Source organism: Paracoccus albus (genome assembly GCF_027913035.1).
GTDB classification, from domain to species: Bacteria; Pseudomonadota; Alphaproteobacteria; order Rhodobacterales; family Rhodobacteraceae; genus Paracoccus; species Paracoccus albus.
In genome coordinates, this window is record NZ_CP115775.1 from 1,405,234 (window position 1) to 1,427,591 (window position 22,358).

General features: G+C 60.0%; 23 protein-coding genes and 1 pseudogene. 2 read left to right on the forward strand and 22 right to left on the reverse strand.

The window, feature by feature from the left end; genetic code table 11:
- Positions 1–2: 2 nt before the first annotated feature.
- From pstC to phnG, 11 genes and pseudogenes are all read right to left on the reverse strand, one after another.
- Positions 3–1,379, reverse strand: a complete 1,377-nt coding sequence (gene pstC, locus PAF20_RS07000; protein ID WP_271072990.1) for a phosphate ABC transporter permease subunit PstC — start codon at positions 1,377–1,379, stop codon at positions 3–5.
- A gap of 70 nt (positions 1,380–1,449) precedes the next feature.
- A complete protein-coding gene (locus PAF20_RS07005) occupies positions 1,450–2,499 on the reverse strand; it encodes a substrate-binding domain-containing protein (protein ID WP_271072991.1) in 1,050 nt (349 codons plus the stop codon).
- A gap of 110 nt (positions 2,500–2,609) precedes the next feature.
- Positions 2,610–3,135, reverse strand: a pseudogene (locus PAF20_RS07010) (transposase); the annotation flags it as partial.
- A 36-nt stretch (positions 3,136–3,171) separates the two neighbouring features.
- On the reverse strand, positions 3,172–4,302 hold the full coding sequence (locus tag PAF20_RS07015; RefSeq protein WP_271072992.1) for an alpha-D-ribose 1-methylphosphonate 5-triphosphate diphosphatase: 1,131 nt from the start codon (positions 4,300–4,302) through the stop codon (positions 3,172–3,174).
- On the reverse strand, positions 4,299–4,826 hold the full coding sequence (gene phnN / locus PAF20_RS07020; RefSeq protein WP_271072993.1) for a phosphonate metabolism protein/1,5-bisphosphokinase (PRPP-forming) PhnN: 528 nt from the start codon (positions 4,824–4,826) through the stop codon (positions 4,299–4,301). The genes PAF20_RS07015 and phnN overlap by 4 nt, the downstream gene beginning before the upstream one ends.
- Entirely contained in the window at positions 4,823–5,506 is a 684-nt protein-coding gene (phnL, locus tag PAF20_RS07025; protein WP_271073269.1) for a phosphonate C-P lyase system protein PhnL, read from the reverse strand. The genes phnN and phnL overlap by 4 nt, the downstream gene beginning before the upstream one ends.
- 2 nt (positions 5,507–5,508) lie before the next feature.
- Positions 5,509–6,360, reverse strand: coding sequence for a phosphonate C-P lyase system protein PhnK (gene phnK / locus PAF20_RS07030; RefSeq protein ID WP_271072994.1), 852 nt, complete (start codon positions 6,358–6,360; stop codon positions 5,509–5,511).
- The gene (locus tag PAF20_RS07035; protein WP_271072995.1) at positions 6,360–7,199 is read right to left on the reverse strand and encodes an alpha-D-ribose 1-methylphosphonate 5-phosphate C-P-lyase PhnJ; all 840 of its coding nucleotides are present in this window, start codon (positions 7,197–7,199) and stop codon (positions 6,360–6,362) included. Before PAF20_RS07035 ends, phnK begins: the two co-directional genes overlap by 1 nt.
- Complete coding sequence (locus PAF20_RS07040; protein ID WP_271072996.1) at positions 7,196–8,287, reverse strand: carbon-phosphorus lyase complex subunit; 1,092 nt, start codon at positions 8,285–8,287, stop codon at positions 7,196–7,198. The genes PAF20_RS07035 and PAF20_RS07040 overlap by 4 nt, the downstream gene beginning before the upstream one ends.
- Positions 8,287–8,844: a phosphonate C-P lyase system protein PhnH gene (phnH, locus tag PAF20_RS07045; RefSeq protein ID WP_271072997.1), complete on the reverse strand. Its 558-nt coding sequence runs from the start codon at positions 8,842–8,844 to the stop codon at positions 8,287–8,289. The genes PAF20_RS07040 and phnH overlap by 1 nt, the downstream gene beginning before the upstream one ends.
- Positions 8,841–9,287 carry a phosphonate C-P lyase system protein PhnG gene (gene phnG / locus PAF20_RS07050; RefSeq protein ID WP_434802944.1) on the reverse strand — a complete coding sequence of 149 codons (447 nt, stop codon included), beginning with the start codon at positions 9,285–9,287 and terminating at the stop codon, positions 8,841–8,843. Before phnG ends, phnH begins: the two co-directional genes overlap by 4 nt.
- A gap of 88 nt (positions 9,288–9,375) precedes the next feature.
- Here phnG and phnF point away from each other — a divergent pair, with 88 nt between their 5' ends.
- Entirely contained in the window at positions 9,376–10,080 is a 705-nt protein-coding gene (gene phnF, locus PAF20_RS07055) for a phosphonate metabolism transcriptional regulator PhnF (protein WP_271072999.1), read from the forward strand.
- Here the strand turns inward: phnF and PAF20_RS07060 are convergent.
- The 6 genes from PAF20_RS07060 to PAF20_RS07085 form a co-directional block, all read right to left on the reverse strand.
- Positions 10,068–10,685 (reverse strand): LbetaH domain-containing protein, encoded by a 618-nt coding sequence (locus tag PAF20_RS07060; protein ID WP_271073000.1) that lies wholly within the window; start codon positions 10,683–10,685, stop codon positions 10,068–10,070. The two genes, phnF and PAF20_RS07060, sit on opposite strands and share 13 nt — an antisense overlap.
- Before the next feature lies 1 nt (position 10,686).
- Positions 10,687–12,006 carry a phosphonate ABC transporter, permease protein PhnE gene (phnE, locus tag PAF20_RS07065; RefSeq protein WP_271073001.1) on the reverse strand — a complete coding sequence of 440 codons (1,320 nt, stop codon included), beginning with the start codon at positions 12,004–12,006 and terminating at the stop codon, positions 10,687–10,689.
- A complete protein-coding gene (phnE, locus tag PAF20_RS07070; protein WP_271073002.1) occupies positions 12,006–12,863 on the reverse strand; it encodes a phosphonate ABC transporter, permease protein PhnE in 858 nt (285 codons plus the stop codon). Before phnE (PAF20_RS07070) ends, phnE (PAF20_RS07065) begins: the two co-directional genes overlap by 1 nt.
- Before the next feature lie 57 nt (positions 12,864–12,920).
- Complete coding sequence (gene phnD, locus PAF20_RS07075) at positions 12,921–13,838, reverse strand: phosphonate ABC transporter substrate-binding protein (RefSeq protein ID WP_271073003.1); 918 nt, start codon at positions 13,836–13,838, stop codon at positions 12,921–12,923.
- Positions 13,839–13,863: 25 nt separating this feature from the next.
- Positions 13,864–14,688 (reverse strand): phosphonate ABC transporter ATP-binding protein, encoded by an 825-nt coding sequence (gene phnC / locus PAF20_RS07080; RefSeq protein ID WP_271073004.1) that lies wholly within the window; start codon positions 14,686–14,688, stop codon positions 13,864–13,866.
- A gap of 229 nt (positions 14,689–14,917) precedes the next feature.
- Entirely contained in the window at positions 14,918–15,610 is a 693-nt protein-coding gene (locus tag PAF20_RS07085; protein ID WP_271073005.1) for a nitroreductase family protein, read from the reverse strand.
- An 83-nt stretch (positions 15,611–15,693) separates the two neighbouring features.
- On the opposite strand from PAF20_RS07085, the gene PAF20_RS07090 reads away from it, so the two are divergent.
- Positions 15,694–16,710, forward strand: a complete 1,017-nt coding sequence (locus PAF20_RS07090; protein WP_271073006.1) for a 3-hydroxyacyl-CoA dehydrogenase family protein — start codon at positions 15,694–15,696, stop codon at positions 16,708–16,710.
- 9 nt (positions 16,711–16,719) lie between these two features.
- Here the strand turns inward: PAF20_RS07090 and PAF20_RS07095 are convergent, their stop codons facing one another.
- The 5 genes from PAF20_RS07095 to PAF20_RS07115 are packed head-to-tail and all read right to left on the reverse strand — an operon-like array spanning position 16,720 to position 22,329.
- A complete protein-coding gene (locus PAF20_RS07095; protein ID WP_271073007.1) occupies positions 16,720–18,249 on the reverse strand; it encodes a xylulokinase in 1,530 nt (509 codons plus the stop codon).
- Complete coding sequence (locus PAF20_RS07100) at positions 18,233–19,324, reverse strand: ABC transporter ATP-binding protein (protein WP_271073008.1); 1,092 nt, start codon at positions 19,322–19,324, stop codon at positions 18,233–18,235. Before PAF20_RS07100 ends, PAF20_RS07095 begins: the two co-directional genes overlap by 17 nt.
- A 13-nt stretch (positions 19,325–19,337) precedes the next feature.
- Complete coding sequence (locus PAF20_RS07105; RefSeq protein WP_271073009.1) at positions 19,338–20,165, reverse strand: carbohydrate ABC transporter permease; 828 nt, start codon at positions 20,163–20,165, stop codon at positions 19,338–19,340.
- Positions 20,165–21,037, reverse strand: coding sequence for a carbohydrate ABC transporter permease (locus PAF20_RS07110; protein ID WP_271073010.1), 873 nt, complete (start codon positions 21,035–21,037; stop codon positions 20,165–20,167). The genes PAF20_RS07105 and PAF20_RS07110 overlap by 1 nt, the downstream gene beginning before the upstream one ends.
- A gap of 11 nt (positions 21,038–21,048) precedes the next feature.
- Positions 21,049–22,329, reverse strand: coding sequence for an ABC transporter substrate-binding protein (locus tag PAF20_RS07115; protein WP_271073011.1), 1,281 nt, complete (start codon positions 22,327–22,329; stop codon positions 21,049–21,051).
- Positions 22,330–22,358 lie beyond the last annotated feature (29 nt).

A 22,358-nucleotide genomic window follows, 5' to 3' on the forward strand; every position in this document is an offset into this window, starting at 1 on the left:
CCTCAATCGTAAAGTTCGCGGTACTTGCGGACAATCCGCAGCGCGAGAATGTTGATGAGAAGCGTGAAGATGAACAGCATCAGACCAAGCGCAAAGGCAGCCAGGGTCTTCGGACTGTCAAACGAGGTATCACCGATCAGCAGCGTCATGATCTGCACGGTGATCGTCGTCACGCTGTCCAGCGGATTCAGCGTCAGGTTCGCCATGATACCGGCGGCCATCACCACGATCATCGTTTCACCAATTGCGCGGCTGACGGCCAGCAAAACGCCGCCGACAATGCCGGGAATAGCCGCCGGGAACAGAACTTTCAGCATGGTTTCCGAACGTGTGGAACCAAGCGCAAGGCTGCCATCACGCAAGCTGCGCGGCACTGCAGACAAGGCGTCATCTGTAAAGGAAGAGATGAACGGGATCAGCATAACCGCCATGACGCTGCCCGCGGCAAGCGCGGTGTTCGGCGAGACAGAAATACCCAATGACGCACCTGTATCGCGCAGGAATGGCGCTACGGTCAGCGTGGCGAAAAAGCCGTAAACGACAGTTGGGATACCGGCGAGGATTTCCAGAATCGGCTTGATCATCTTACGAACTCGCGTCGAAGCGAATTCGTTCAGGTATATCGCCGAGAACAGACCGATGGGCACCGAAAAGAACAGGGCGATGCAGGTGATGACAAGCGTGCCCGTCAGAACCGGCAGCCAGCCAAAGGCACCTTCCGCGGCGATCTGGTCGGCACGGATCGGAATCTGGGGCTCCCAACTGGCACCGAACAGAAATTCGGTGATCGGGACCATTCGGAAGAAGCGGATTGCTTCGAAAAGAAGCGAAAAGATGATGCCGATGGTGACAAGGATCGCGAAGACAGAGCAGGCGATCATGATATAATGAATGATGGATTCTGCGCCCTGCCGGGCCCGGAAATCGGCACCGACACGGCGGCGGGCAAAGGCCAGAAGCCCCAGACCTGCGCCTGCTACGACCAGCAAAAGCAACCAGTTCGATGCGTTTTGCAGGCTGTTCATCCGCTCTGCTGCGGCCACCTTCCAAGGCTCGGGCTCGCCGAAGACCTGACCAGCAGCGATCGATGAAATCTCTGCTTTGACCAACTGCTCCGCGCCTGATCCCATACCTTCAAGCGCTTCGGAAGGCAGTGAGTTCATCACCATCATGTCTATGACGGGACCACGCAGCGCCAGCCAGACCAAGGTAAGGATCAAAAGCGGTACCAACACCATCAGCGCAGCATAGAGACCGTGGAAATAAGGCAGAGAATGAAGACGCGCACCATCCGCACGAATGGCGACGGCGGCTCTTCGGTTAAGGGCATAACCGACAATCGATGCTGTCAGCAGCAGGGCAAAGGCGAAAAGAACCATAGAACGCGTCCGCTTTTGAAGTAGCGGCTCCGCCCCGGGCGGGGCGGAGCCTTCAGGATTTCAGGGCTGATTATTCAGCCGGTGCTTCCATGGCAGCGCCTTCCAGCACGGCTTCCTGAAGCGAAGCGCGCTGATCGTCGTCCAGGGCAACCAGACCACGCTCGGACAGGTAGCCGCCAGCGGCCAGAGCATCATCCGACATATAGGCTTCGATGAACTCGTTCAGGTTCGGGATCACGCCGCGGTGTGCGTTCTTGACATAGAAGAACAGCGGGCGCGACAGCGGGTAGGAACCGTCACCGATGGTTTCCATGCTGGCTTCGACTTCGTTCAGAGCGATGTCGCGGAGCTTGTCCTGGTTTTCGAACAGGAAGGAATAACCGAAGATGCCAACGGCGTTCGGGTCGGCTTCCAGACGCTGAACGATCAGGTTGTCGTTCTCACCTGCTTCGATGAACGGACCATCGGTCCGCATGCGCGAACAGTTGTTCTCGAAGAAGTCTTCGTCGTCCGAAGCTGCAGCCAGCTCTTCCATTTCCGGGATCGATTCGCAGCCGACGATCATGCCCAGCTCAACGAATGCATCACGGGTACCCGAGGTGGGGGGCGGACCGAAAGCGATGATGTCGGTGTCGGGCAGCGAAGAATCGATATCCGACCACTTCTGGTTAGGGTTGTCTACCAGTTCGCCGTCAACCGGAACCTGAGCGGCGAGTGCCATGTAGACCTGTGCCAGAGTCAGGCCGGTCAGTCCTTCATTTTCGACAGAGGTCGCGATCGACAGACCGTCATAGCCAATCATTGCTTCGGAAATGCTGTCCACGCCGTTCCCGGTGCAGAGGTCGTATTCCGACTTCTTCATCGCGCGCGATGCACCGGTGATGTCCGGGGTATCTTCACCCACACCTTCACAGAAGATCTGCATGCCGCCGCCGGTGCCGGTCGATTCGACGATCGGGGCCGGGGCGCCAGTTTCGGCTGCAAACTCTTCGGCAACGGCCTGAGTATAGGGAAACACGGTGGACGATCCCACAATGCGTATCTGGTCACGTGCCGAAGCAACGGTGGCCGAGGCTGCGATGATTGCCGTGGCAGAAACAATCACTTGGATCTTGCTCATAATCGACTCCATAGTCTGAGGGCAGTTACTTGCTCCGCCGCCCGTCTAACGCCTGAATATGTCACCTTTGTGACAAAGAAGTGACGCTTAAGTGTAGTTTGGACCATGGCTCATATCCAATAGATGACAGTTGCCGCGAGGGCGATGGCTGAGAGGAAAACCTTTGGGCATCTGTCGTATCGGGTTGCCACGCGTCGCCGGCCCGTCAGTCTGCCGAACATGATCTGGATGCGGTTGCGTCGTTTGTATCGGTGCTTGTCGTTCTTCACAGTTTTCTAGCGCTGTTTTCGACCGGGGGTACACGGGCGTATCCTTTTGTCTTTCTATGCTTCCCGGAACCAGTCGGCGTCATAGCCGCGGTCCCCGAGTGGCCGATCGACATCCGGTAGGTTGCCGAGCAACGCCCGCGCGCCGATGTAGTCGCTGACCTGACCTGCTGTCACGAACAGGTTGATCGGGCGGCCATGCTGGTCGCGGTCCGGTGCGCCTTCAGATGGTGGCGTCAAACATGACCGTCTTCTCCTCACCGTGCTCGGCGGCCAGGCCAGCCACGATCTGCGCGCAGACACCCTTGTCGCTCCACCGCTTCCAACGGTTGTAGAGCGTCTTGTGCAGGCCGTATTCAACAGGCGCGTCACCTAGGGCCGGAAATCTGCCCGGTCGGCCAATATGTCAGACATTTGCCACCGGACGACCCTTGCTCCAGACAGAGCGTATGACAGGCATACGGCCCGTCTGTGTCACCCGGACGAGATCTGCGCGCAGGCCCGCTTCGATCTTTCCTCGGTCGGTAAGGCCGGTTGCCTCGGCCGGAGCCTGTGTCACGGTCCTGATTGCGCGCGGCAGATCGTTCCAGACCTCGGCAAGCCGAAATGCCGCAAGAATCAGACTGAAGGGGATATAGTCTGATGAGAGAATATCCAGCAGCCCGGCACGGGCCAAATCTTCTGCGGCAACATTGCCCGAATGACTGCCGCCGCGTATCAGGTTCGGCGCTCCCATGATCACTTTTATGCCCGCATCGCAGCTACGCTGCGCCGCTTCGAGTGTTGTGGGAAACTCAGCCAGTCTCACACCGTGGCCCGCGCTGATATCGACCTGGCCGGCAGTCGTATCGTCATGGCTTGCCAGCGTCGCGCCGAGCCGACCCGCGATGCGCACGACAGCCGCTTCATGCTTTTTGCCGTTGCGCGCACTGAGGCCTTCAAGCTTCGCGACATGATCGGCAAATTGCGCATCGCTCATTCCGTGCTTGCCCTTTTCATATTCCGCCAGCTTTGACAGGTCGCGGAACTGGCGTTGACCGGGCGTGTGATCCATCAGGCTGACCAACCGCACCCGATGGTCGTCTCCGAACGCTTCCATCTCCTCGATCAAGGTTTCGGAACAGATTTCTGCGCGCAGATGGATAAAATGGCTGATACGCGTGACCCGTTGTGCGCTCAGCGCGTTAATTTCATTGGCGAGAGCAAGCGCATAGGGCCCGTAACCTCTACCATAAATTGAACCCACCCGCAGCGCATCAAATACTGTTGTGATGCCAACCGAGCCAAGTTCGCCGTCATGGGCAAGAATCGCTGCCTCATGCGGCCAGTCAACGCTGGGGCGGGGACGTATGTGGCGCTCAAGATTGTCGGTATGTAGTTCGATCAGGCCCGGAATCAGCAGGTCGCCATCACAATCCACCGCCCCGAAAGGCACATTATCACCTTCGGAAATGCCGGTTATTGTTTCGCCTTCGATATGAATGGCACCGCGCATCACGCGGTCGGGCAAAACCAGATCGGCATTGGCGAGGATCATTTGGAAAGCTCCTGAACGGCGGAGGTGAAGGCGGACTTTGAGGCAGAAAGATCGCCGGAATTGTCAATGTTGATGACGGTCAACCCGGCTGGATCAAACTCTGCTTCGCGATTGATCCGGGCAGGTATTTCATGCGCCGTTTCGCGCCCGCGTTCGGACAAACGCGCAGACAGAACGTCGGGACTGGCGGTTACATGAACAATGGAAAGCTCTGGCAGGACCATTGCCGCCTGCCGCAGGATACGACGGGACAGGTTGACCAGGCGCAAACCACTCCCGGTTTCGCGCGGGATACCATAGCGCAGACCATGCGCCTGCCATTTCAACACAAACGCGTCGCGTTCTTCCCGCCGCGCAAACTCCGCCTCCGACACGGGTTCGAACTCTTCGCTCTGATCGGCAGAGGCGCGTGTTATGACGCGGCGCACTTGCGATATGCCCGGCAAACTGTCGCAGGCCGCCCGCATCAACGTGTCCTTCCCTGCACCCGATGGGCCAACGACAGCGATGTAGCGCAAGCTCATGTCAGTCTCTCCGGCGTGAATCCCGTCACATCGACCTGCCGGTCACACAGCCTGTCACGCGCGTCTTCATCGTGGAAAATTCCAAGAATGGCAGCACCCCTGTCCTTCGCCTCTTCTATCAGACGAAGCACGGTTTCGCGATTGGCAGCGTCAAGGCTGGCTGTAGGCTCATCAAGCAGCAACGCGGGATAGGGGTGCACGAAGCCGCGCGCGATATTCACCCGTTGCTGCTCGCCGCCGGAAAATGTCGTGGGCGACAGACCCCACAGGTTCTCGGCAATGTTCAGCCGGCCCAGAAGGTCGGCAGCGCGTGCCTCTGCCTCATGCAGGTGCACACCAAGCGATAGCAGCGTCTCTGCCACGACGCGCAAAGTGGGGACGCGCGGCACCACACGCAGGAACTGGCTGACATATCCAAGCGTCGCGCGGCGAAGCGCGATCACCTGACGCGGCTCTGCCCCTGAAACGATCGTATCACCGACGCGGATCTTGCCATGATCGGTGCGGTAATTGCCCCAGATCATGCGCATCAGGGTAGACTTGCCCGACCCCGATGCACCCGTCAGGGCCACGCATTCGCCCGGTGCCACCGACAGCGATGCGTCCTGCATCACGCGCAGCACCGTGCCACCCTGATTGTGCAGGGTGAACTCTTTCGCAACATTCATTGCTTCGATCATCATCACACCTGCAAGACAGAGGAAACCAACAGCTGCGTATAGCTGTGCTGCGGATCGTCAAGAACCTGATCGGTCAGCCCGCTTTCCACGACCCGCCCATCCTTCATCACCATCAGCCGGTCGGCCAGCAGTCGGACCACGGCCAGATCATGCGTGACAAGCACAGCTGACAGACCCATATCGCGAACCAGCCCGCGCAACAGATCCAGAAGCCGCGCCTGCACACTGACATCAAGCCCGCCTGTCGGTTCGTCCATAAAGGCCAGCTTCGGACCCGAGACCAGATTGCGTGCAATCTGCAAACGCTGCTGCATCCCGCCGGAAAAAAGCGAAGGACGGTCGTCAATACGCGATTGATTGATCTCCACCCGGTCCAGCCAATCCGCAGCGGTTGCCCGAATGCCTCCGTAATGGCGGCAACCGGTGGCCATAAGCCGTTCACCGACATTCCCCCCGGCGCTAACGCCCATACGCAGCCCGTCGCGCGGGTTCTGATGAACGAAAGCCCATTCAGTGCGGACCAGCAGGCGACGGTCTGCCTCTGGCATAGTGATTGTATCGACCGGGCCCTGCGCGCCGTGATAGACCACCTGACCAGCATCCGGGCGAAGCTGACCGGACAGACAGCCCAGCAGTGTGGATTTTCCTGAACCGCTTTCACCCACGACACCCATCACCTCACCCGGCCACAGATCAAAGCTGATATCGTCGCATCCGATCCGCGCACCGTAACGCTTGGTCACACCGCGCGCGCACAGCAGGGGCGTGTCGGGATCGGGGTATTTTTGTGAAGAAGAAAGTCGCCCTTCTTCTTTACCGGAAATACCCCCGCCGGAGGCATCTGACAGCAACATCACGTACCGCCTTTCGCATTTTCAGAACAAAAATCCGTGTCGGAGCAGACAAACATCCGCCCGCCCTGATCGTCGGTAATGACCTCGTCCAGATAGCTTTCAGACGAGCCGCAGATCGCGCATTCTTGATCCGCCTTCGATGCAGTGAAAGGATGGTCATCGAAATCGAGACTGACCACCTGCGTATAAGGTGGCACGGCATAGATTCGCTGCTCGCGACCGGCGCCGAAAAGCTGGATCGCCGGGCTGTCGTTCATCTTGGGATTATCGAATTTAGGAATCGGCGACGGATCCATGACATAGCGGCCTGCGACCTCGACCGGATAAGCATAGCTGGTGGCGATTTCGCCGTGCCGCGCGATGTCTTCATACAATCGCACCTGCATCAGCCCGTAATCGGCAAGGGCGTGGATGCGCCGGGTTTCGGTCTCTCGCGGTTCAAGGAAGCGCATCGGTTCGGGGATTGGAACCTGATAGACAAGGATCTGTTCTTCGGACAGCGGCGTTTCCGGAATGCGGTGGCGGGTCTGGATGACCGTGGCCTCACTCGTGCAAGCTGTTACTGCGACCCCTGCCGTGCGCTGAAAGAACTTGCGGATGCTGACGGCATTGGTCGTGTCATCCGCGCCCTGATCTATGACCTTCAGCGTGTCGCCCGGCACCAGAGTCGCTGCAGTGACCTGAACCCCGCCAGTGCCCCAGCCGTAAGGCATCGGCATTTCACGACTGGCGAAAGGCACCTGATAGCCCGGGACGGCCAGCCCTTTCAGGATCGCGCGGCGGATCATCCGCTTGGTGTCCTCATCGAGATAGGCGAAATTATAGGCCTGATCGGTCATTCCGCAGCCTCCTTTGCGGCGCTTTCCGTGCCTGCGCGAAGCCGCCGCACAAGCTCCAGCTCGGCCTGGAAATCGACGTAATGGGGCAGCTTGATATGTTCCAGAAAGCCCGTTGCCTGGATATTGTCGCAATGGGAAAGCACGAATTCCTGATCCTGCGCGGGTGCGCCCTGATCTTCCTCGCCCAGTTCCTGCCAGCGGAGGGCGCGGTCAACGAGCGCCATGGCGATGGCCTTGCGCTCTGTCTGACCGAAGGTCAGGCCGTAGCCTCGGGTGAATTGCGCGGGCTCTGATTTCGAGCCTTTGAACTGGTTCACCGTTTCGCATTCGGTCAGCTCGACCTCGCCCAGGTCAACCGCAAATCCCAGTTCCGGGATGTCCATCTCGACAGGCACGGTTCCGATGCGCAACTCGCCCACAAAGGCGTGGTTGCGTGCATAGCCGCGCTGTGTGGAATAGGCGAGGCCCAGCAGAAAACCTTCGTCCCCACGGGCGAGAGCCTGCAAACGCAGAGGACGATCGGCCGGCAGCTCCATCGGTTCGCGGGTCAGATCGGGCGGGATTGTGTCATCCGGCGGCGCGTCCTCGATCAACCCGTCTCGGTTCAGGAAGGACAGGATATGCGGCACCTGTTCGGGTTCGGCCTGCGCGGTTTCGCCAGCCTCCATCGGCAGCTCACCATCGGCCGCCAACCGGAAATCCAGCAGACGGTGAGTATAGTCGAATGTCGGGCCAAGGATCTGCCCGCCCGGCGCATCCTTGAAGGTCGCGCTGATCCGGCGCTTCACCTGCATCCCGCCGGTATCGACAGGTTCCGAGGCACCAAAGCGCGGCAGGGTCGTGCGATAGGCACGAATCAGGAAGATCGCCTCGATCATATCGCCGCGCGCCTGCTTGATCGCCAGTGCAGCAAGATCGGGATCGAACAGCGAGCCTTCTGCCATCACCCGCGCCACCCCTGCTGCAAGCTGGTCACGGATCTGCGCTGTATCAATCACGGGCTGGTCGACAGGTCCGCGACGTGCGCGGTCCAGCCAGCCATGGGCGGCATCAATTGCTCGCTCCCCGCCTTTGACAGCGACATACATCAGCATACCTCCGTCGAGCGGGGCAGCGCCGCGAGTTGGTTGCCGCCGCAAAAGAACGCGTCCCAGCCAAGGGGAAAGCGGCTGTGGTTGGTGTCAAAAGCAGCGCGTTCAGGCAGCGCAAGCGCGGCACTTCCATTAATACCCGGACCCCGCAGTTCCACCGCCTCACCGTCGAACGAATGATTGTCCACGATCAGCGTGGCGGAGCGGTCGGGATATTCTGGCGTGCCGATCGAAAAGCGGTCGAGCGGCGCGAGATCGACCCAGTGACCAAGCGCGAATGCCGCGTCTTCGGCCGCAACGATCGGCGCGCCGCAGTGAAATGCAATCCAATCACGAAGGCCCGGATTATCATGCGCTCCTGCCAGATGAAGCGGTGTCGTGCGGTCGGTCAGCACCAGCAACAGCGTCGCCGCGGCGGCAGAGATCGGTGCGGGTCCATGATGGGACGCGAGACGTTGGATCTGGCCGGGACGCGCCATTGCGTTCAGGATGGCACGAAATGCTGTTGCGGATTCCACGGCGGCATTGCTGAAGCCGCCCGACAGATCGTTCATTCGTCCTCTCCCCGGACCAAGGTGAAAAACTCCACGCGCGTTCGCGCTGCCTCTGCCGCATTCGCGGCGCGACGGGCTTCTTCGTCGGCGCGCAAGGGCGTCAGTATCTCTGTTTCTATTTGTTCTGGCTCATCCTGTGCCATCGCATCGGCGATGGCGACGCGGCGGGCGTGGTCCTTGTCGCGGCCCTGCACATAACCGTGCCCGACCCGCCCGCTGCCCGCCAGTTTGACCGATGCGCGCGTCACCGTCATCTCACCAAGGTTGAACGCGGCACCTTTTCCCCCTGCCCGGCCGCGCACCATCACGGTTCCGATTTCAGGGGCGCGCAGCAGATCGTGATCTGGCAGATCGGGCAGCAGTGCCGCCAGTCGCTCCGGCTTTGCCCGCGCCATAAGGCCCAGAGCCTCTCGCCGGAAGTCCTGCAATTTGTCAGGTGACATCATCGGAATCCTGAACTATACAACTAGACATCTAATAGCCCGATCGCGCCTGACGGGCAATGTGGGATGCATGAATATTTGGTGACAAATGAGTCTATGGCAGAGCATCGCCGACACGTTGCGCGGTGAAATCGCCGCCGGTCAGTGGCGGCCCGGAAACCAGCTTCCACCCGAGGCGCAGCTTGCGGCGCGGTTCGGGGTCAATCGTCATACTTTACGCCGCGCAGTCCGATCTCTGGCTGAAGAAGGCCTGTTGTATTCACGTCGTGGCGCGGGTGTCTTCGTCGCCGCAGCGCCGCTTGAGTACCGGCTGGGTGAACGCGTCCGCTTTCATCGCAATATAGAACTGGCCGGTCGCGTTCCGGGCCGGAAGATTGACAGCGTCGTGACCCGGCAATGTGACAAGACAGAGGCCACGGCGCTGAACATCCCCCCCGGCAGCAAGGTTCTTGCAGTCGAAGGCGTATCGACGGTCGATTACCGTCCCGTTGCGCTGTTCCGTTCGATTTTCCCCGCTGATTTGTCACCCAAGCTGATTGGGGCGCTGTCCAAAGAGGGCTCGATCACGCGGGCATTGGCGCAATGCGGAATTTCTGATTACACCCGCGTCAGCACGCGGATGGCCGCGGCGCTCGCCAATGAGACACAAGCCGCGACGCTACAGATTGATCCCGGCGGCGCATTGCTCCGGACGGAATCCATTAACGCTGCCAATGGTCGCCGGATTGAGCGCGGGCTGACATGGTGGGCCGGAGAGCGGGTCACCCTGTTCCTTGGCGATCAGGATTCATAACGCGTCAGGAAATCGGCGACCGGCAAACTGCGAAAGTCGGGCAAGGCCTGTCGAAGCTGGTCATGATCCCAGTCCCACCAGCCAAGCCGCATCAGCCTGTCGCCGATTTCTTCGGTGAACCGGCGGCGCAGAGGCACAGCCGGACAGCCCGCGACGATCATCCAGTCCGGCACATCTTTTGTCACGACCGCACCCGCCGCAACGATGGCCCCGTGGCCGATGCGGATTTCGGGTTTCACGATGGCACCATGTCCGATCCATGTGTCATGCCCGATCCAGGTCCGCCGCGCGGCGCGGGCCGCGAAGAAATCTGGATCGGCTTCCGCATCGTCCCAGTAATATTCCGAACGATAGATGAAATGGTGCAGGCTCGCCGTGGTCATCGGGTGATCCGTGGGCCCGATCCGGGTCAGCGCGGCGATATTGGCGAACTTGCCGATGGTGGTATTGGCAATGTCTGCAAGCCGGTCGCAATAGCTGTAATCGCCGAAGCTGCAGTTCAGCACGCGCGCCCCGGCACCAACCTCACAATAACGGCCGAATTGCGAGGCGGCGACGTCGGCGCCGTCAAGAATCAGCGGTTCATCCGCGCTTAAACGCGCCATGTCAGCCCCGGATCAGGCGCGCGCGGATCTTGCCGGATACCCAATCCATCGCGACAACCAGCAGCACGACCAGCACGATGTAATAGGTCACATGCTCCCAGTCCTTCTGGGTCTGGATCGCCTGAACCAGCAACAGGCCGATACCGCCGCCTGTGATGGCACCAATGATCGTGGCGCTTCGCGTATTGGATTCGAAATAATACAGAAGCTGCGACAGGATCACTGGCGCGATTTGCGGCATCACGCCCCACCTGACACGCGGCATCGCGGCAGCACCGGTCGACCGCAGCCCTTCAATCGGCTTTTCATCGACATTTTCCAGAGCTTCCGAAAACAGTTTACCGAAGGTCCCGGTGTCGGTCATCAGGATCGCCAATGACCCGGTCAGAGGCCCCGGCCCGAAGGCGCGCGACAGCACAATGGTCCAGATCAGCGCATCGACACCGCGCAGGAAATCGAACACGCGCCGGAAGGCTTGGCGGATAATGCGCGAGGGCGCAAAGTTGTTCGCGGCCATAAACGCGATGGGAAGCGCTATCAGCCCTGCCCCGAATGTCCCCAGAAACGCCATCAGCAGTGTTTCGAAAATCGCCCAGGCCACATCGCCATGATGCCAGACGCTGTTATACCAGAAATCCGAAGCCATCGCGGCGATATTGGACCTGCCGGGAACAAGCTGATCGCTGCTGAATACCAGCCCGACGAGCTGCGGAAGCGATTTGCCGTAAAACGGGCTGGAGAGATCGAAAAAGAACAGCTCCCAGCCGGGCGAGCGGCGAAACACCTCTGTCCGGGACCGCGTGACGGTCAGTCGCGCCCCTGCGGGCAGGTTCGCGGTCAGGCGCTTGTCAGACAGGTTCATCCAGCCGGGCGGATCGGCAATATCGGTGGTAATGCCTTCTGCCGTGGGGGTGATGTGATAGGCCCCTCCTTCCGCCTCCAACGTGACATCGCCATTAGCCGCGATTGTGACATTGTTTCCGCCGCGCAGAGCAACACGGGTGCCGCCATCCGGCATTGGCTGAACCCATTCGGGTTCCTGCCCCGGTGCATAGGTGGCGTTGCGCATCCCCTCGATCGCGGTGACGACTGCGCCGTCGCCGCGGCGGTTTTCCCGCGTCACATGGGTTTTGTATGACCAGAAATCCTGAAGCAGAAGCGCGCCGTTATCCCATCTGGCACGAGAGGCCAGACCGGCCAGATCAAAGGCTATCGCGATATAAATCAGATAGGTCAGCACCGCCGCAGGCACGGCCAGAGAAAAGAAGCGGCGTCGCCTAAATCCGGCATGAACGCCCGGGCTGAGTTCCGCCATCGCCATCAGATACGCCCCCCGACATTGCCGCGCACCAGACGCTCACGCGCCATGCTGGAAAGCTGATCGAACAGGACGATGGTCAGAAACAGCAGGATGAAGATGGCAGCCGCCGCGTCATAGCGGCCCTGCCCCCAGCTTATGGCATTGCGCAATTCGTAACCGATGCCACCGGCGCCTACAAAGCCAAGGATTGCACTGGCCCGGATGTTGATCTCAAAGCGCAGCATGGCATAGCTGATCCAGTTCGGTGCAACCTGCGGTATAACGCCGAACCACATGCGCTGAACCCAGCTTGCGCCAACTGATTCCAGCCCCTCGACCGGCTTGGTGCTGGCGTTTTCCGCCACTTCCGAGAACAGCTTGCCAAGTGCACCCACAGCGTGAAAGGCGATGGCCAGCGTCGCGGGCACAGGTCCGCCGCCCAAAATGAAGATGAACACAAGCGCGATGACCAGTTCCGGTATGGCGCGCGCGATATCCAGCATCCGCCGGAACAACGGGATCAGCCGCGGCCAGGGCGCCAGCCCCGGCGTCGACAAAAGCGCCATGATGCCGCCGCCGATCACCCCGATCAGCGTTGCAACCGCCGCAATGTTGATCGTCTCGATCAGTGCGGGAAGATAGCCAACCATAAGGCCGGGCAGGTTCGCGGCCTTGCCCGCCGCCTCGGAAATCAGCTCTGCCGGGAAATCGAAAACCTGCGGCAGACCGTCCCAGAAGCCACCTGCATTGCGGTCATTCGCCAGATTGAAGCCCGAAATCATCAGCAGGGCAAAAAGCCCCCAAAGCAGCCCGGAATACAGGCGTTTTCGGCCCGATGCGGCGCGGTAATCCGCAGAGATCTGAGAGATATCGGTCATCGGAAATCCGTTGCAATGGCGGCGCGAGCCCCTGCCCCGCGCCGCCTGCCCTATGCCTTAGCTACCGGCCTGTTCTTCGGCCTTGCGGACCTCGATAATGGTCTTGTACGCATCATGGCTCACCGGCTCGAACCCGGCGGTCTCGCCGCTGGCCACGCCATAGGCGCAGTCGATATCTGTGTCATGCAGATTGGCGAGCAGATCAGTGAAGGTCGATTTGACGTCTTCGGGCAGCGCCTTGCGAACGACCATCGGTCCTTCCGGGATCGGGTTTGAGCGCCAGATCTCGACCAGATCGTTCATATCGACGATGCCGGAATCCACGGCCTTGCGCAGCGCACCGGAATTATATCCGTCTTCCCAGTCTCCCAGACCATCGGCCCAGGTCACGCCGGCGTCAATATCGCCGTTATTGACCGCAACAATGGTCTGCTCATGACCACCGGTGAACTTGATGTCGGCGAAATACTCGCCCGGCTTCACCGAAAAACCGGCCTCCGGCATTTCAACCGCCGGGATCAGATAGCCCGAGGTCGAGTTCGGATCGCCGAAGCCCAGAACCTTGTCCTTGGCGTCTTCCAGCGAAGTGATGCCGCTGTCGACACGGGCAAAGCCGACCGAATAATAGGTCGAAGCACCGTCAACATTGGTCTTGACCAGAACCGGCTCGACCGCCTCGGGGTCGGTCAGATAGGCCTTGGCATAGCCCGATGCACCCAGAATGGCCGCGTCCAGCGTGCCACCCAGAAGGCCCTGGATCACACCATCATAATCGGCCGGCGTAAAAAGTTTGACCGGAACGCCAAGCGCCTCTTCGGTGTAGCTGCGAAGACACTCGTTCGAGGTCATGCGGTCCTGGGCATTTTCGCCGCCCAGCACACCGATGTTGAATTCGCTGATCTCTTCTTGCGCTGCGGCAAGATGGGGCATGGCAAGTGCCGTCGAAAGGGCCATAAGGGTCAGGGTCCGTTTCATCGGAATCTCCATTGGGGGTTGAAACTCAGTCAGCAAGCATCCGGTCGGCAAATTCATTGTCTCCGACGCGGTCACTTGGGATAGAGGTCGAGGTCGTGCCTTCGCTGAACTCGGCACCTGCGCCATAGATGTCGCGTGCGACACCAGTCGTCAGCTGCGCAGGTGTACCGTCAAAGACGATGCGCCCCTTGCGCATCCCGATCACCCGGTCGCAATAGCGCCGTGCGGTATCCAGCGTATGCAGGTTGGCAATCACGGTCCGGCCGTCCTGCTCATGGATCTGGCGCAGGCTGTCCATCACCACCTGCGCGTTCATCGGATCGAGGCTGGCGATGGGCTCATCGGCGAGGATGATCTTCGGGTCCTGCATCAGCGCCCGCGCGATGGCGACGCGCTGCTGCTGGCCGCCGGACAGCGCCTCGGCGCGTTTCGGTGCCTGCTCGGCGATGCCCAGACGGTCGAGAATGGCAATGGCGCGGTCGATATCCTCGCGCGACCAGATATTGAAAAGTGTGGACAACGTGCCGCGCTTGTTCAGCAAACCGTGCAGCACATTGGAAACCACGTCGATCCGGCCAACCAGATTGAACTGCTGAAAGATCATCGCACAATCGGCCTGCCAGGCCCGTTTCGCCTCACCCTTCAGGGCCAGTACATCGCGACCCTCGATCAGCAACCGCCCGCCGCTGGCATCGGTCAGCCGGTTAAACATGCGCAGCAGGGTGGATTTCCCGGCGCCGGAACTGCCAATAACCCCGATCATCCTCGGCTGGTCTATGGTGAAGCTCGCATCATCGACGGCACGGGTGGCGCCGAAGATACGCGTAATTCCCTGAGCTTCGATTCTCATAGTGACTGCATGCCGCTTTCAACTTCCTTTGCGGCAGCAATTAGGCGGCGGTTGCGACAGTCACACGTCGGACAGGTAACACTCTGGTGACGTCTCAGTCGTCATAAAGTCGCAAATTCTAGCAAAATTTATCTAAAACAATCATATGCGACCGGAATCGCTCTCGCTCACATCAAAGTTTTCCGTTCGGTCGACGTATGATTTGTGGGCAAGTTTTCACGGTTAATGACTAATCAGCAACCGTAAGAATTTCATTAAGCGGCTTCTTTATCTTTGCCACCTTCGGCACCTTTGCATCGTCGCGCGGATGGCCGACAGCCACGATCATGATTGCCTTCTCATGATCCGGGCGACCCAGCATCTCATTCAGGAATTTCATCGGGTTCGGCGTATGCGTCAGCGCAACGAGCCCCGCATGATGCAGCGCGGCCAGCAGAAAGCCCGTCGCGATGCCCGTGCTTTCGGGGACATAGTAATTCTTGAACCTCTCACCGTCGTCAAAGTACCCCCAGCGTTGCGCAAAAATGACGATCAGCCACGGCGCATCCTCCAGATGAGGCTTGCTGTCATTGGTGCCGATAGGTTCGAGTGCTTTCAGCCATTCGTCGCCTGCACCGCCTTCGTAAAACCGGCGCTCTTCCTCTTCGGCCGCGTCGCGGATGCGCTTTTTGAAAGCAGGGTCTGCAATTGCAACGAAATGCCACGGCTGATGGTTGGCCCCGGACGGCGCGGTCCCTGCGGTCCGGACGCAATCCTCGATCACAGCTCGCGCCACGGGACGATCTGAAAAATCCCGAACCGTGTGTCGCGCCTTCATCTTTTCGTAGAATGCGCGGGCGGCGGACTGCATCTCCTCATCGCTCAGATCGATGCGATCCGGCAGGTCGATTGCCTCATATTCAATATGTTCACGCGCAAACATTGACTTTCCTCCTCGGTATTTGCGGTCAGGTTAGTTTCAACGATATGCACTGACAACGCGCATCTCACGTCGGTAAGCCAGCTATGGCTTTTCACGACAATTCGCATAAGGTCGCGGCGATGCATCATTTTTGTCACGCACGCGGCCAGAAGAAGGTTATCAACATGCAGTTTCCACATATCGCGATCCTTGGCGCAGGCACGATCGGGCTAAGCTGGGCCGCCCTGTTCGCCGCAACGGGCAGGCAGGTGACGATTTCCGATCCGTCGCCAGATCCACAGAAGCGGTTTTCGGCTTTTGTGGATGGCGCGGCAGATGCGTTAAGCGCGCTTGGCTGGACACAGGCCGGCGACCTGTCCAGGGTCACATTCGTCTCCGATCCCGCCGAGGCGGTTCGTGACGCCGATTTCATTCAGGAAAGCATCCCAGAAAACCTTGACCTGAAGCATGAGCTTTACAGCCGGATAGAGCAGCACCTGAAAGCCGGGGCGATTATCGGCACATCGACATCGGGCCTGCGGCTCAGCGATCTGCAAAAGGGGCTGTCAGATCCATCGCGGCTGGTTCTGGCCCACCCGTTCAATCCGCCCCACCTTATCCCGCTGGTCGAGATCATGGGCAACGATCTGACCGATGAGAGAAGCCTGAACGCGGCGTGGGATTTCTATGAATCGCTGGGAAAGGTCTGCGTCCGGCTTCATAAAGAGGTGCCCGGCCACATCGCCAACCGCCTGCAAGCGGCGATCTGGCGAGAGTCGATCAACCTCGCAATGGAAGGCGTCGCCAGCCTTGCCGATATCGACAAGGCCGTGGCCTATGGCCCCGGTTTACGTTGGGCGGCCTTTGGCCCGACCACCCTGTTCCATCTTGGCGGCGGCGAAGGCGGCATTCGGAATTTCAGCAAGCATATCGGCCCGCATGTCGAGACATGGTGGAACGATCTGGGTGCACCCCAACTTACCCCTGATGTCGTTGACCGGCTGGCTGGTGAAATGGAGGCACTGAACGCGAAATCTTCGCCGCAGGATCTCGCCCAGCGTCGCGACCGTTTGGTTTTGCAATATATCATGGCCGGACTTTCGGACGCCAAGACTTCCTGAGCACTTGCCTCAGCGCAGCAGATGATCCCGCGCCTCGCAGTAAAGCCGATAGCCCGCGTCGTAAGCGCTGCGGCGCGTGCTATCGGGCAGATAGCAGGCCTCTGCCTCATCAACCGCACGTGAAGCCGCAGTAACATCCGCAAACTGCCCCACCGCAGTCGCCGCCAGCAAGGCGGCACCGCGTGCGCCGAACTCGGAACCTCTGGGCACGCGGACCTCCATCTGCAAAATGTCGGCGATCATTTGTGACCAGAAACTGCTCTGACTGCCGCCGCCGGTCAGGCGCAAACTTTCACTTTTGCCGGGCAGCAACGCGATCAGATCACGCATGGCGAAGGCGACGCCTTCGAACACCGCGCGGATCATATCATCGCGGTTGTGGCGCGCCGACAGATTGGCGAATTGCGCACGCGCATCCGGCGCGACCACAGGGGCGATGATCCCGCTTTCGCTGAGATATGGAAGATAGACGACACCATTCGCCCCGATGGCAGAGCGCTCGGCCATCGCCGTCACGGCATCGTAACGGTCGGGATCTTCGGCCAGATCAGGCGTCAGAACCGAAATCACCCAATCGAGGTTCAGCGTTCCCGCAACATTGACCATCGCCCGGAACCAGTGACCATCGGGCAGCGAGAACAGCAGGCCGATATTGGCGGGTTCGAACATTGGTCGGTCAAGGCAGGTGCCAATCATACAGGTCGTGCCCAGAACCGCCGTCACCTCTTGGTTGGCCAAACCGCCCGCGCCTATGACCATCGAAGGCACGTCGCCCGCACCGATGGCGACGGGCAGCCCCTGTGGCAAACCCGTCGCGGTGGCGGCGCCCGCCGTCAGACCGCCAGCCAGTTCGCCGGATTCCCTGACCTTCGGCAGCAGATCGCGGCGATGGCCCAGACCGAAAAGCGCAATCATCTGTTCGCTACGCCCCTGCTCTGCTGCATCGCCCGGCGCGACCGAAGCCTCGGTCCTGTCCGTCGCGGCCTGCCCGGTCAGACGCATCCGCAGGTAGTCCTTATACCCGAACACATACGCGGCACGGTTCAGCAAGTCAGGCTCATGCCGATCCAGCCATGCGAGGACGGGCAAGGTGCAGCCCTGTTGCAGGGCCGAGCCAGAGCTTTGAAATATCCGCGACATGACGTCGGGGTTGTCCTGCACCATCTCATCGATAAGAGGCTGGCTGCGGTTATCTTCCCAGTTGATACCGGGCCGCAGAGCGTTGCCTTGCGCGTCAACCACCCACGCACCGACCATCGCCGCAGACAGGCCCAGCCCGCCGATCTGATCCGGAGAGACGCCGCTTTCTGCGACAGCTTGCCGCAGCACATCGCAAACGGCGCGCCAGCAAGCATCGGGATCAGCTTCGACCCATCCGTTATGTGGCCGCGAAAGCGGGGTTTTGCGCCGTGCCTCGGACAGCTGGCGGCCATCGGCGGTAAAGACCGCCGCCTTGCACAGCGACGATCCGGCGTCGAGACCGATGAAATAGCTGCCCATCAGGTGACATCCCCCGCCAAGGTCAGAGCCGTTTGCCACCGGCATCAAACAGGAAAGCTTTATCTGCAAGCACCTCTGCCATGACCGTATCACCGGGCGTCAGCAGCGCTTCATCCTTGATCTCGATCACCATCGGTTCTTCAGCCTGGGTATCCGCGTAAGCATAGGACACGCTGCCAAGGTTTTCGACGGCATCGGCAACCAATCTGACCTGTGGGCCTCGACCGGCACCTGCGCCACCGAAATGCTCTGGCCTAAGACCAAGCGTAACCTCGCTGCCGGTTGACGGAGCCTGATCGCGCACACGAACCTGCAGGCCATTCAGCCCCAGCCGCGGCACATCCAGCGTCACCGCATCGGCTGCCGCTTGCGCCGTCACCCGCGCCTCGAAAAAGTTGATCTTGGGCGAGCCGATGAAGCCGGCGACAAAGGCATTGTCCGGGTTGGCATAAAGCGCCATCGGGGGGCCGACCTGTTCTATCCGCCCGTCGCGCAGCACGACGATCTTGTCGGCCAGCGTCATCGCCTCAACCTGATCGTGGGTGACATAGATCATTGTCGCACCAAGGCGCTGATGCAGGGCGGCGATCTCCATCCGCATCTTGACGCGCAGTTCGGCATCAAGGTTCGACAGCGGCTCATCGAACAGGAAAATCTGCGGATTGCGCACAATGGCTCGCCCAATGGCGACACGCTGGCGCTGCCCGCCGGAAAGCTGGCGCGGTTTGCGCGACAGATACGGGGTCAGATGCAGCGTTTCGGCCACACGCGCGACCGCCTGCCTGCGTTCCTCCTTTGACATGCCGGACATTTCAAGACCGAAGGCCATATTCTCTTCGACTGTCATATGCGGATAAAGTGCATAGGTCTGGAACACCATCGCAATGCCGCGATCAGCTGGATCGACGCGCGTCACCTCGCGCGTGTCGATGCGAATGCTGCCGGAATTTGCATCCTCCAGACCTGCAATGGTGCGCAGAAGGGTGGACTTGCCGCAGCCCGACGGGCCGACAAAGACGACGAACTCGCCGCTTTCGACACATAGGTCGATATCGTGCAGCACCTGGAGCTCACCATAGGATTTGTGCAGCGATGCGATATTGAGACTGGACATGGTTCCGGCTTCCTTACTTGACGGCGCCTTCGGTCAGACCGCCGACGAACCAGCGTCCAACCAGAGAGAAAAGGATGATGACGGGCAGAACGGCAAAGCTTGCCCCGGCAAGCAACATGCCCCAGTCGATCTGATACTGGCCGATGATGCCTGAAAACCCGACCGGCACGGTGCGCTTCGCATCGGACACGATCAGCACCGAGGTGAAAACATATTCCGTCCAGGACAGTATGAATGCGAAGATGCCAACCGAGGCGATGCCCGGCATGATCAGCGGGATCATCACGCGGCGCAGAATGACCAGGGTGCTGGCACCGTCCATCACGGCAGCTTCCTCGATCTCCGATGGCAAGCCCGCAAAGAACGAACGCAGCATCCAGATCGAAAACGGCAATGCGAAGGTTACGTTGATGATGACCAGCCCGGTCAGCGTATCGACAAGACCAAGGCGGACGAACATGCCGAACAGCGGGATCAGAACCACGATGCTCGGGAAGGCATAGGCCAGCAGTATGGTGCGATACATGACCTCTCGCCCCGGAAAGCGCATCCGGAAGAATGCATAGGCTGCAGGCACAGCCATCATCAGCGTGATGATGGCCGAAATCGTCGAGACGATCACGCTGTTGAGCATGTAGACCGGGTAATCCGAACTGCCGAGAAGCTTCTGGAAATGTTGAAGCGTGAAGGAATGCGGCACCATGGTGGGTGTGCGGGAAATGATCTCCTGCGATTCTTTGAAAGAGCTGGAAACGACCCACCAGAACGGCAGCAGGATCAGCAGGCCCAGGAACACAAGCGACAGCGTCAGGGCGATATTCATTTGCCAGGAACGGCGCATCACGTTGCCTCCGACCGGCTGATATGGCGCGTGGCCAGCAGCGCGAATGACATCAGCAGCAGCGTTGCAAGGACCGAAATCGTCGCCGCTTCGCTGAGGTTATAGGATTTGAACGCGGTCTCGTAGATCAGCACCGGCAGCGTCCGCGTGCCACCCGCAGGCCCGCCAGAGGTCAGCAGCCAGATGATATCGAAGACGTTGAAAGACAGCAGCGTCCCGATCACCAGCAACACCCCGAGAGTCGGTGCCAGCAGCGGCCAGGTGATCCGCGTGAAGCGCCGCCAGCTGTTCGCCCCGTCCAGCCGCGCTGCCTCATACAGATCGGACGGGATGCGGGTCAGCCCCGCAAGCATCATCAGCGCGATAAAGGGAAACCACCGCCAGGAGTTGATGAAGATCAGCGTCGCCATCGCCGTGGCTGGGGTGTTGAAAAAGCCGATGGGCCGTTCGATCAGGCCAAGTTGCATCAGCAGCGGGTTGATCATCCCCCCGGAAGAGGAAAACAGCCAACGCCAGACGATAACCGTCACCACGGTCGGCACGATCCATGTCAGGATCACCCAGGTCCGCGCGATGCGGACACCGGGAAAATTCTGTTGCAGGGCCAATGCGGTTATCAGCGCCAGAATGGTCTGGACCACCGCATTCGCGACGACCCAGATCAAACTGTTCAACCCGGCGCCCCAGAAGGTCGGATCAGACAGAACCTTGCCATAATGGCTGAGCCCGATCATCTCCCCGCCCGAGCCGATGGCGCGGACATTCTGCAGGCTGAGGATGACGGCAGAGATCAGCGGCCATCCCAAAATGCCCGCCAGCAGCAACATTGCCGGCGCCACAAAGGCTATCGCCAGCGGGGTCGAACGACGCATGGCCCTGCCCTTCAGTTCGCTGCCGCGTCAGACATCTGCGCCTGCCCGGCGGCCACGGCATCGGCCGGGGAATTGCCGCGCACAACGATGTCCTGCAACGTCTCTGCAATCAGGTTCCGCGCAGAGATTGCCGCAATCGAGGGGAAGGTCCGCCCGCTGGTAAAGCCGAAAAGCTGGCCGTTGTGCGAATTGGCGATGATGCCTTCAACCTGCTCACGATACTTTGCGGTCAGCGGATCGGACCAGAAGCTTTCCGCCTCTGCTCCGGTCGCGGTCAGGGGCATGAACAGGCCGGGCTCCATATTAAGGAAGCTGCCGTAATTTTCCGGCTCCAGCAGGAAGGAAAGGAACGCGCCTGCCGCTTCACGCTCTGCCTCTTCGGTAGACAGGATCAGACCGGCATTGGCATAGGCGATGGTGTTGTGATCGCCGTCAGCGGATTTAGCCGGGATCGGCGCGACACCCAGATCGGCAGCATCGCCGGCACCCTGCGTGTCATAGCTGGTGATGACAGAGAATTGCAGGATCATCCCACAGCTTTCCGAGATGAAACAGGCTTCTGCCTCGCCCCATGTCCACGAGGTGCTGTCGGGCGGCGACAGCTTCTGCAGATCGGCATAGGTGGTATAGCTGTCCACCGTTTCGGGGTTGTCGAAACGCAGCGTCCCGTCCTCGTTGAAGATTTCGGTCGCGCCGCCATTCACCATGAAGCTGTAGACCGTCTGATCGGTGTAAAGCTGTTTGTTTGCAGGCAGGCCCAGACCATAAACGCCATCCGCCGACAGCGTTTCGGCAGCGGCCTTCAGATCGTCCCATGTCTGCGGCACTTCGATCCCGGCCTCTGACAGGTCGCTTTTGCGATACCACAGGTTCATGGCCATGTTGTACAGCGGCACCGCCCAGATCCCGTCTTCATAGCTGTAAGCCTCGACCGTGCTGTCGATGAAGTCGTGTTTGCTGTCCAGCTCACTCACCAGCCCCTCGACCGAGGGAATATCTGTCACCTGTTTCAGGATCGGAACGAAATCGGGGGTCACGAACATGATGTCGGGACCCACACCAGCGGCCAAGGCCGCCGGTGCCTTGGCGTAGATTTCGCCCCAGTTCTGCGGCTCTTGCGAGACGGTCACGCCGTCATGGCTTTCGTTGAAGGCGTCAATAAGCTGTTGCAGACGCTCAACGCGGTGGGGCGGCTGCTCCATATGCCAAAGGGTAAGCTCGACATCTTGAGCGAAGGCTTGCAGCGGCAGGATGACAGCCAGTGCCGTGCATGTGGTTTGAAGTTTCTTCATGGTATTCCCCCCAAGGTTTGGCCCGTCCG

Coding starts and splice junctions, on each gene's coding strand:
- pstC (WP_271072990.1), bottom strand. CDS start 1,379: ATGGTTCTTTTCGCCTTTGCCCTGCTGCTGACAGCATCGATTGTCGGT.
- PAF20_RS07005 (WP_271072991.1), bottom strand. CDS start 2,499: ATGAGCAAGATCCAAGTGATTGTTTCTGCCACGGCAATCATCGCAGCC.
- PAF20_RS07015 (WP_271072992.1), bottom strand. CDS start 4,302: ATGATCCTCGCCAATGCCGATCTGGTTTTGCCCGACCGCGTGATGCGC.
- phnN (WP_271072993.1), bottom strand. CDS start 4,826: ATGAGCTTGCGCTACATCGCTGTCGTTGGCCCATCGGGTGCAGGGAAG.
- phnL (WP_271073269.1), bottom strand. CDS start 5,506: ATGATCGAAGCAATGAATGTTGCGAAAGAGTTCACCCTGCACAATCAG.
- phnK (WP_271072994.1), bottom strand. CDS start 6,360: ATGTTGCTGTCAGATGCCTCCGGCGGGGGTATTTCCGGTAAAGAAGAA.
- PAF20_RS07035 (WP_271072995.1), bottom strand. CDS start 7,199: ATGACCGATCAGGCCTATAATTTCGCCTATCTCGATGAGGACACCAAG.
- PAF20_RS07040 (WP_271072996.1), bottom strand. CDS start 8,287: ATGTATGTCGCTGTCAAAGGCGGGGAGCGAGCAATTGATGCCGCCCAT.
- phnH (WP_271072997.1), bottom strand. CDS start 8,844: ATGAACGATCTGTCGGGCGGCTTCAGCAATGCCGCCGTGGAATCCGCA.
- phnG (WP_434802944.1), bottom strand. CDS start 9,287: ATGTCACCTGACAAATTGCAGGACTTCCGGCGAGAGGCTCTGGGCCTT.
- phnF (WP_271072999.1), top strand. CDS start 9,376: ATGAGTCTATGGCAGAGCATCGCCGACACGTTGCGCGGTGAAATCGCC.
- PAF20_RS07060 (WP_271073000.1), bottom strand. CDS start 10,685: ATGGCGCGTTTAAGCGCGGATGAACCGCTGATTCTTGACGGCGCCGAC.
- phnE (WP_271073001.1), bottom strand. CDS start 12,006: ATGGCGATGGCGGAACTCAGCCCGGGCGTTCATGCCGGATTTAGGCGA.
- phnE (WP_271073002.1), bottom strand. CDS start 12,863: ATGACCGATATCTCTCAGATCTCTGCGGATTACCGCGCCGCATCGGGC.
- phnD (WP_271073003.1), bottom strand. CDS start 13,838: ATGAAACGGACCCTGACCCTTATGGCCCTTTCGACGGCACTTGCCATG.
- phnC (WP_271073004.1), bottom strand. CDS start 14,688: ATGAGAATCGAAGCTCAGGGAATTACGCGTATCTTCGGCGCCACCCGT.
- PAF20_RS07085 (WP_271073005.1), bottom strand. CDS start 15,610: ATGTTTGCGCGTGAACATATTGAATATGAGGCAATCGACCTGCCGGAT.
- PAF20_RS07090 (WP_271073006.1), top strand. CDS start 15,694: ATGGCTTTTCACGACAATTCGCATAAGGTCGCGGCGATGCATCATTTT.
- PAF20_RS07100 (WP_271073008.1), bottom strand. CDS start 19,324: ATGTCCAGTCTCAATATCGCATCGCTGCACAAATCCTATGGTGAGCTC.
- PAF20_RS07105 (WP_271073009.1), bottom strand. CDS start 20,165: ATGCGCCGTTCCTGGCAAATGAATATCGCCCTGACGCTGTCGCTTGTG.
- PAF20_RS07110 (WP_271073010.1), bottom strand. CDS start 21,037: ATGCGTCGTTCGACCCCGCTGGCGATAGCCTTTGTGGCGCCGGCAATG.
- PAF20_RS07115 (WP_271073011.1), bottom strand. CDS start 22,329: ATGAAGAAACTTCAAACCACATGCACGGCACTGGCTGTCATCCTGCCG.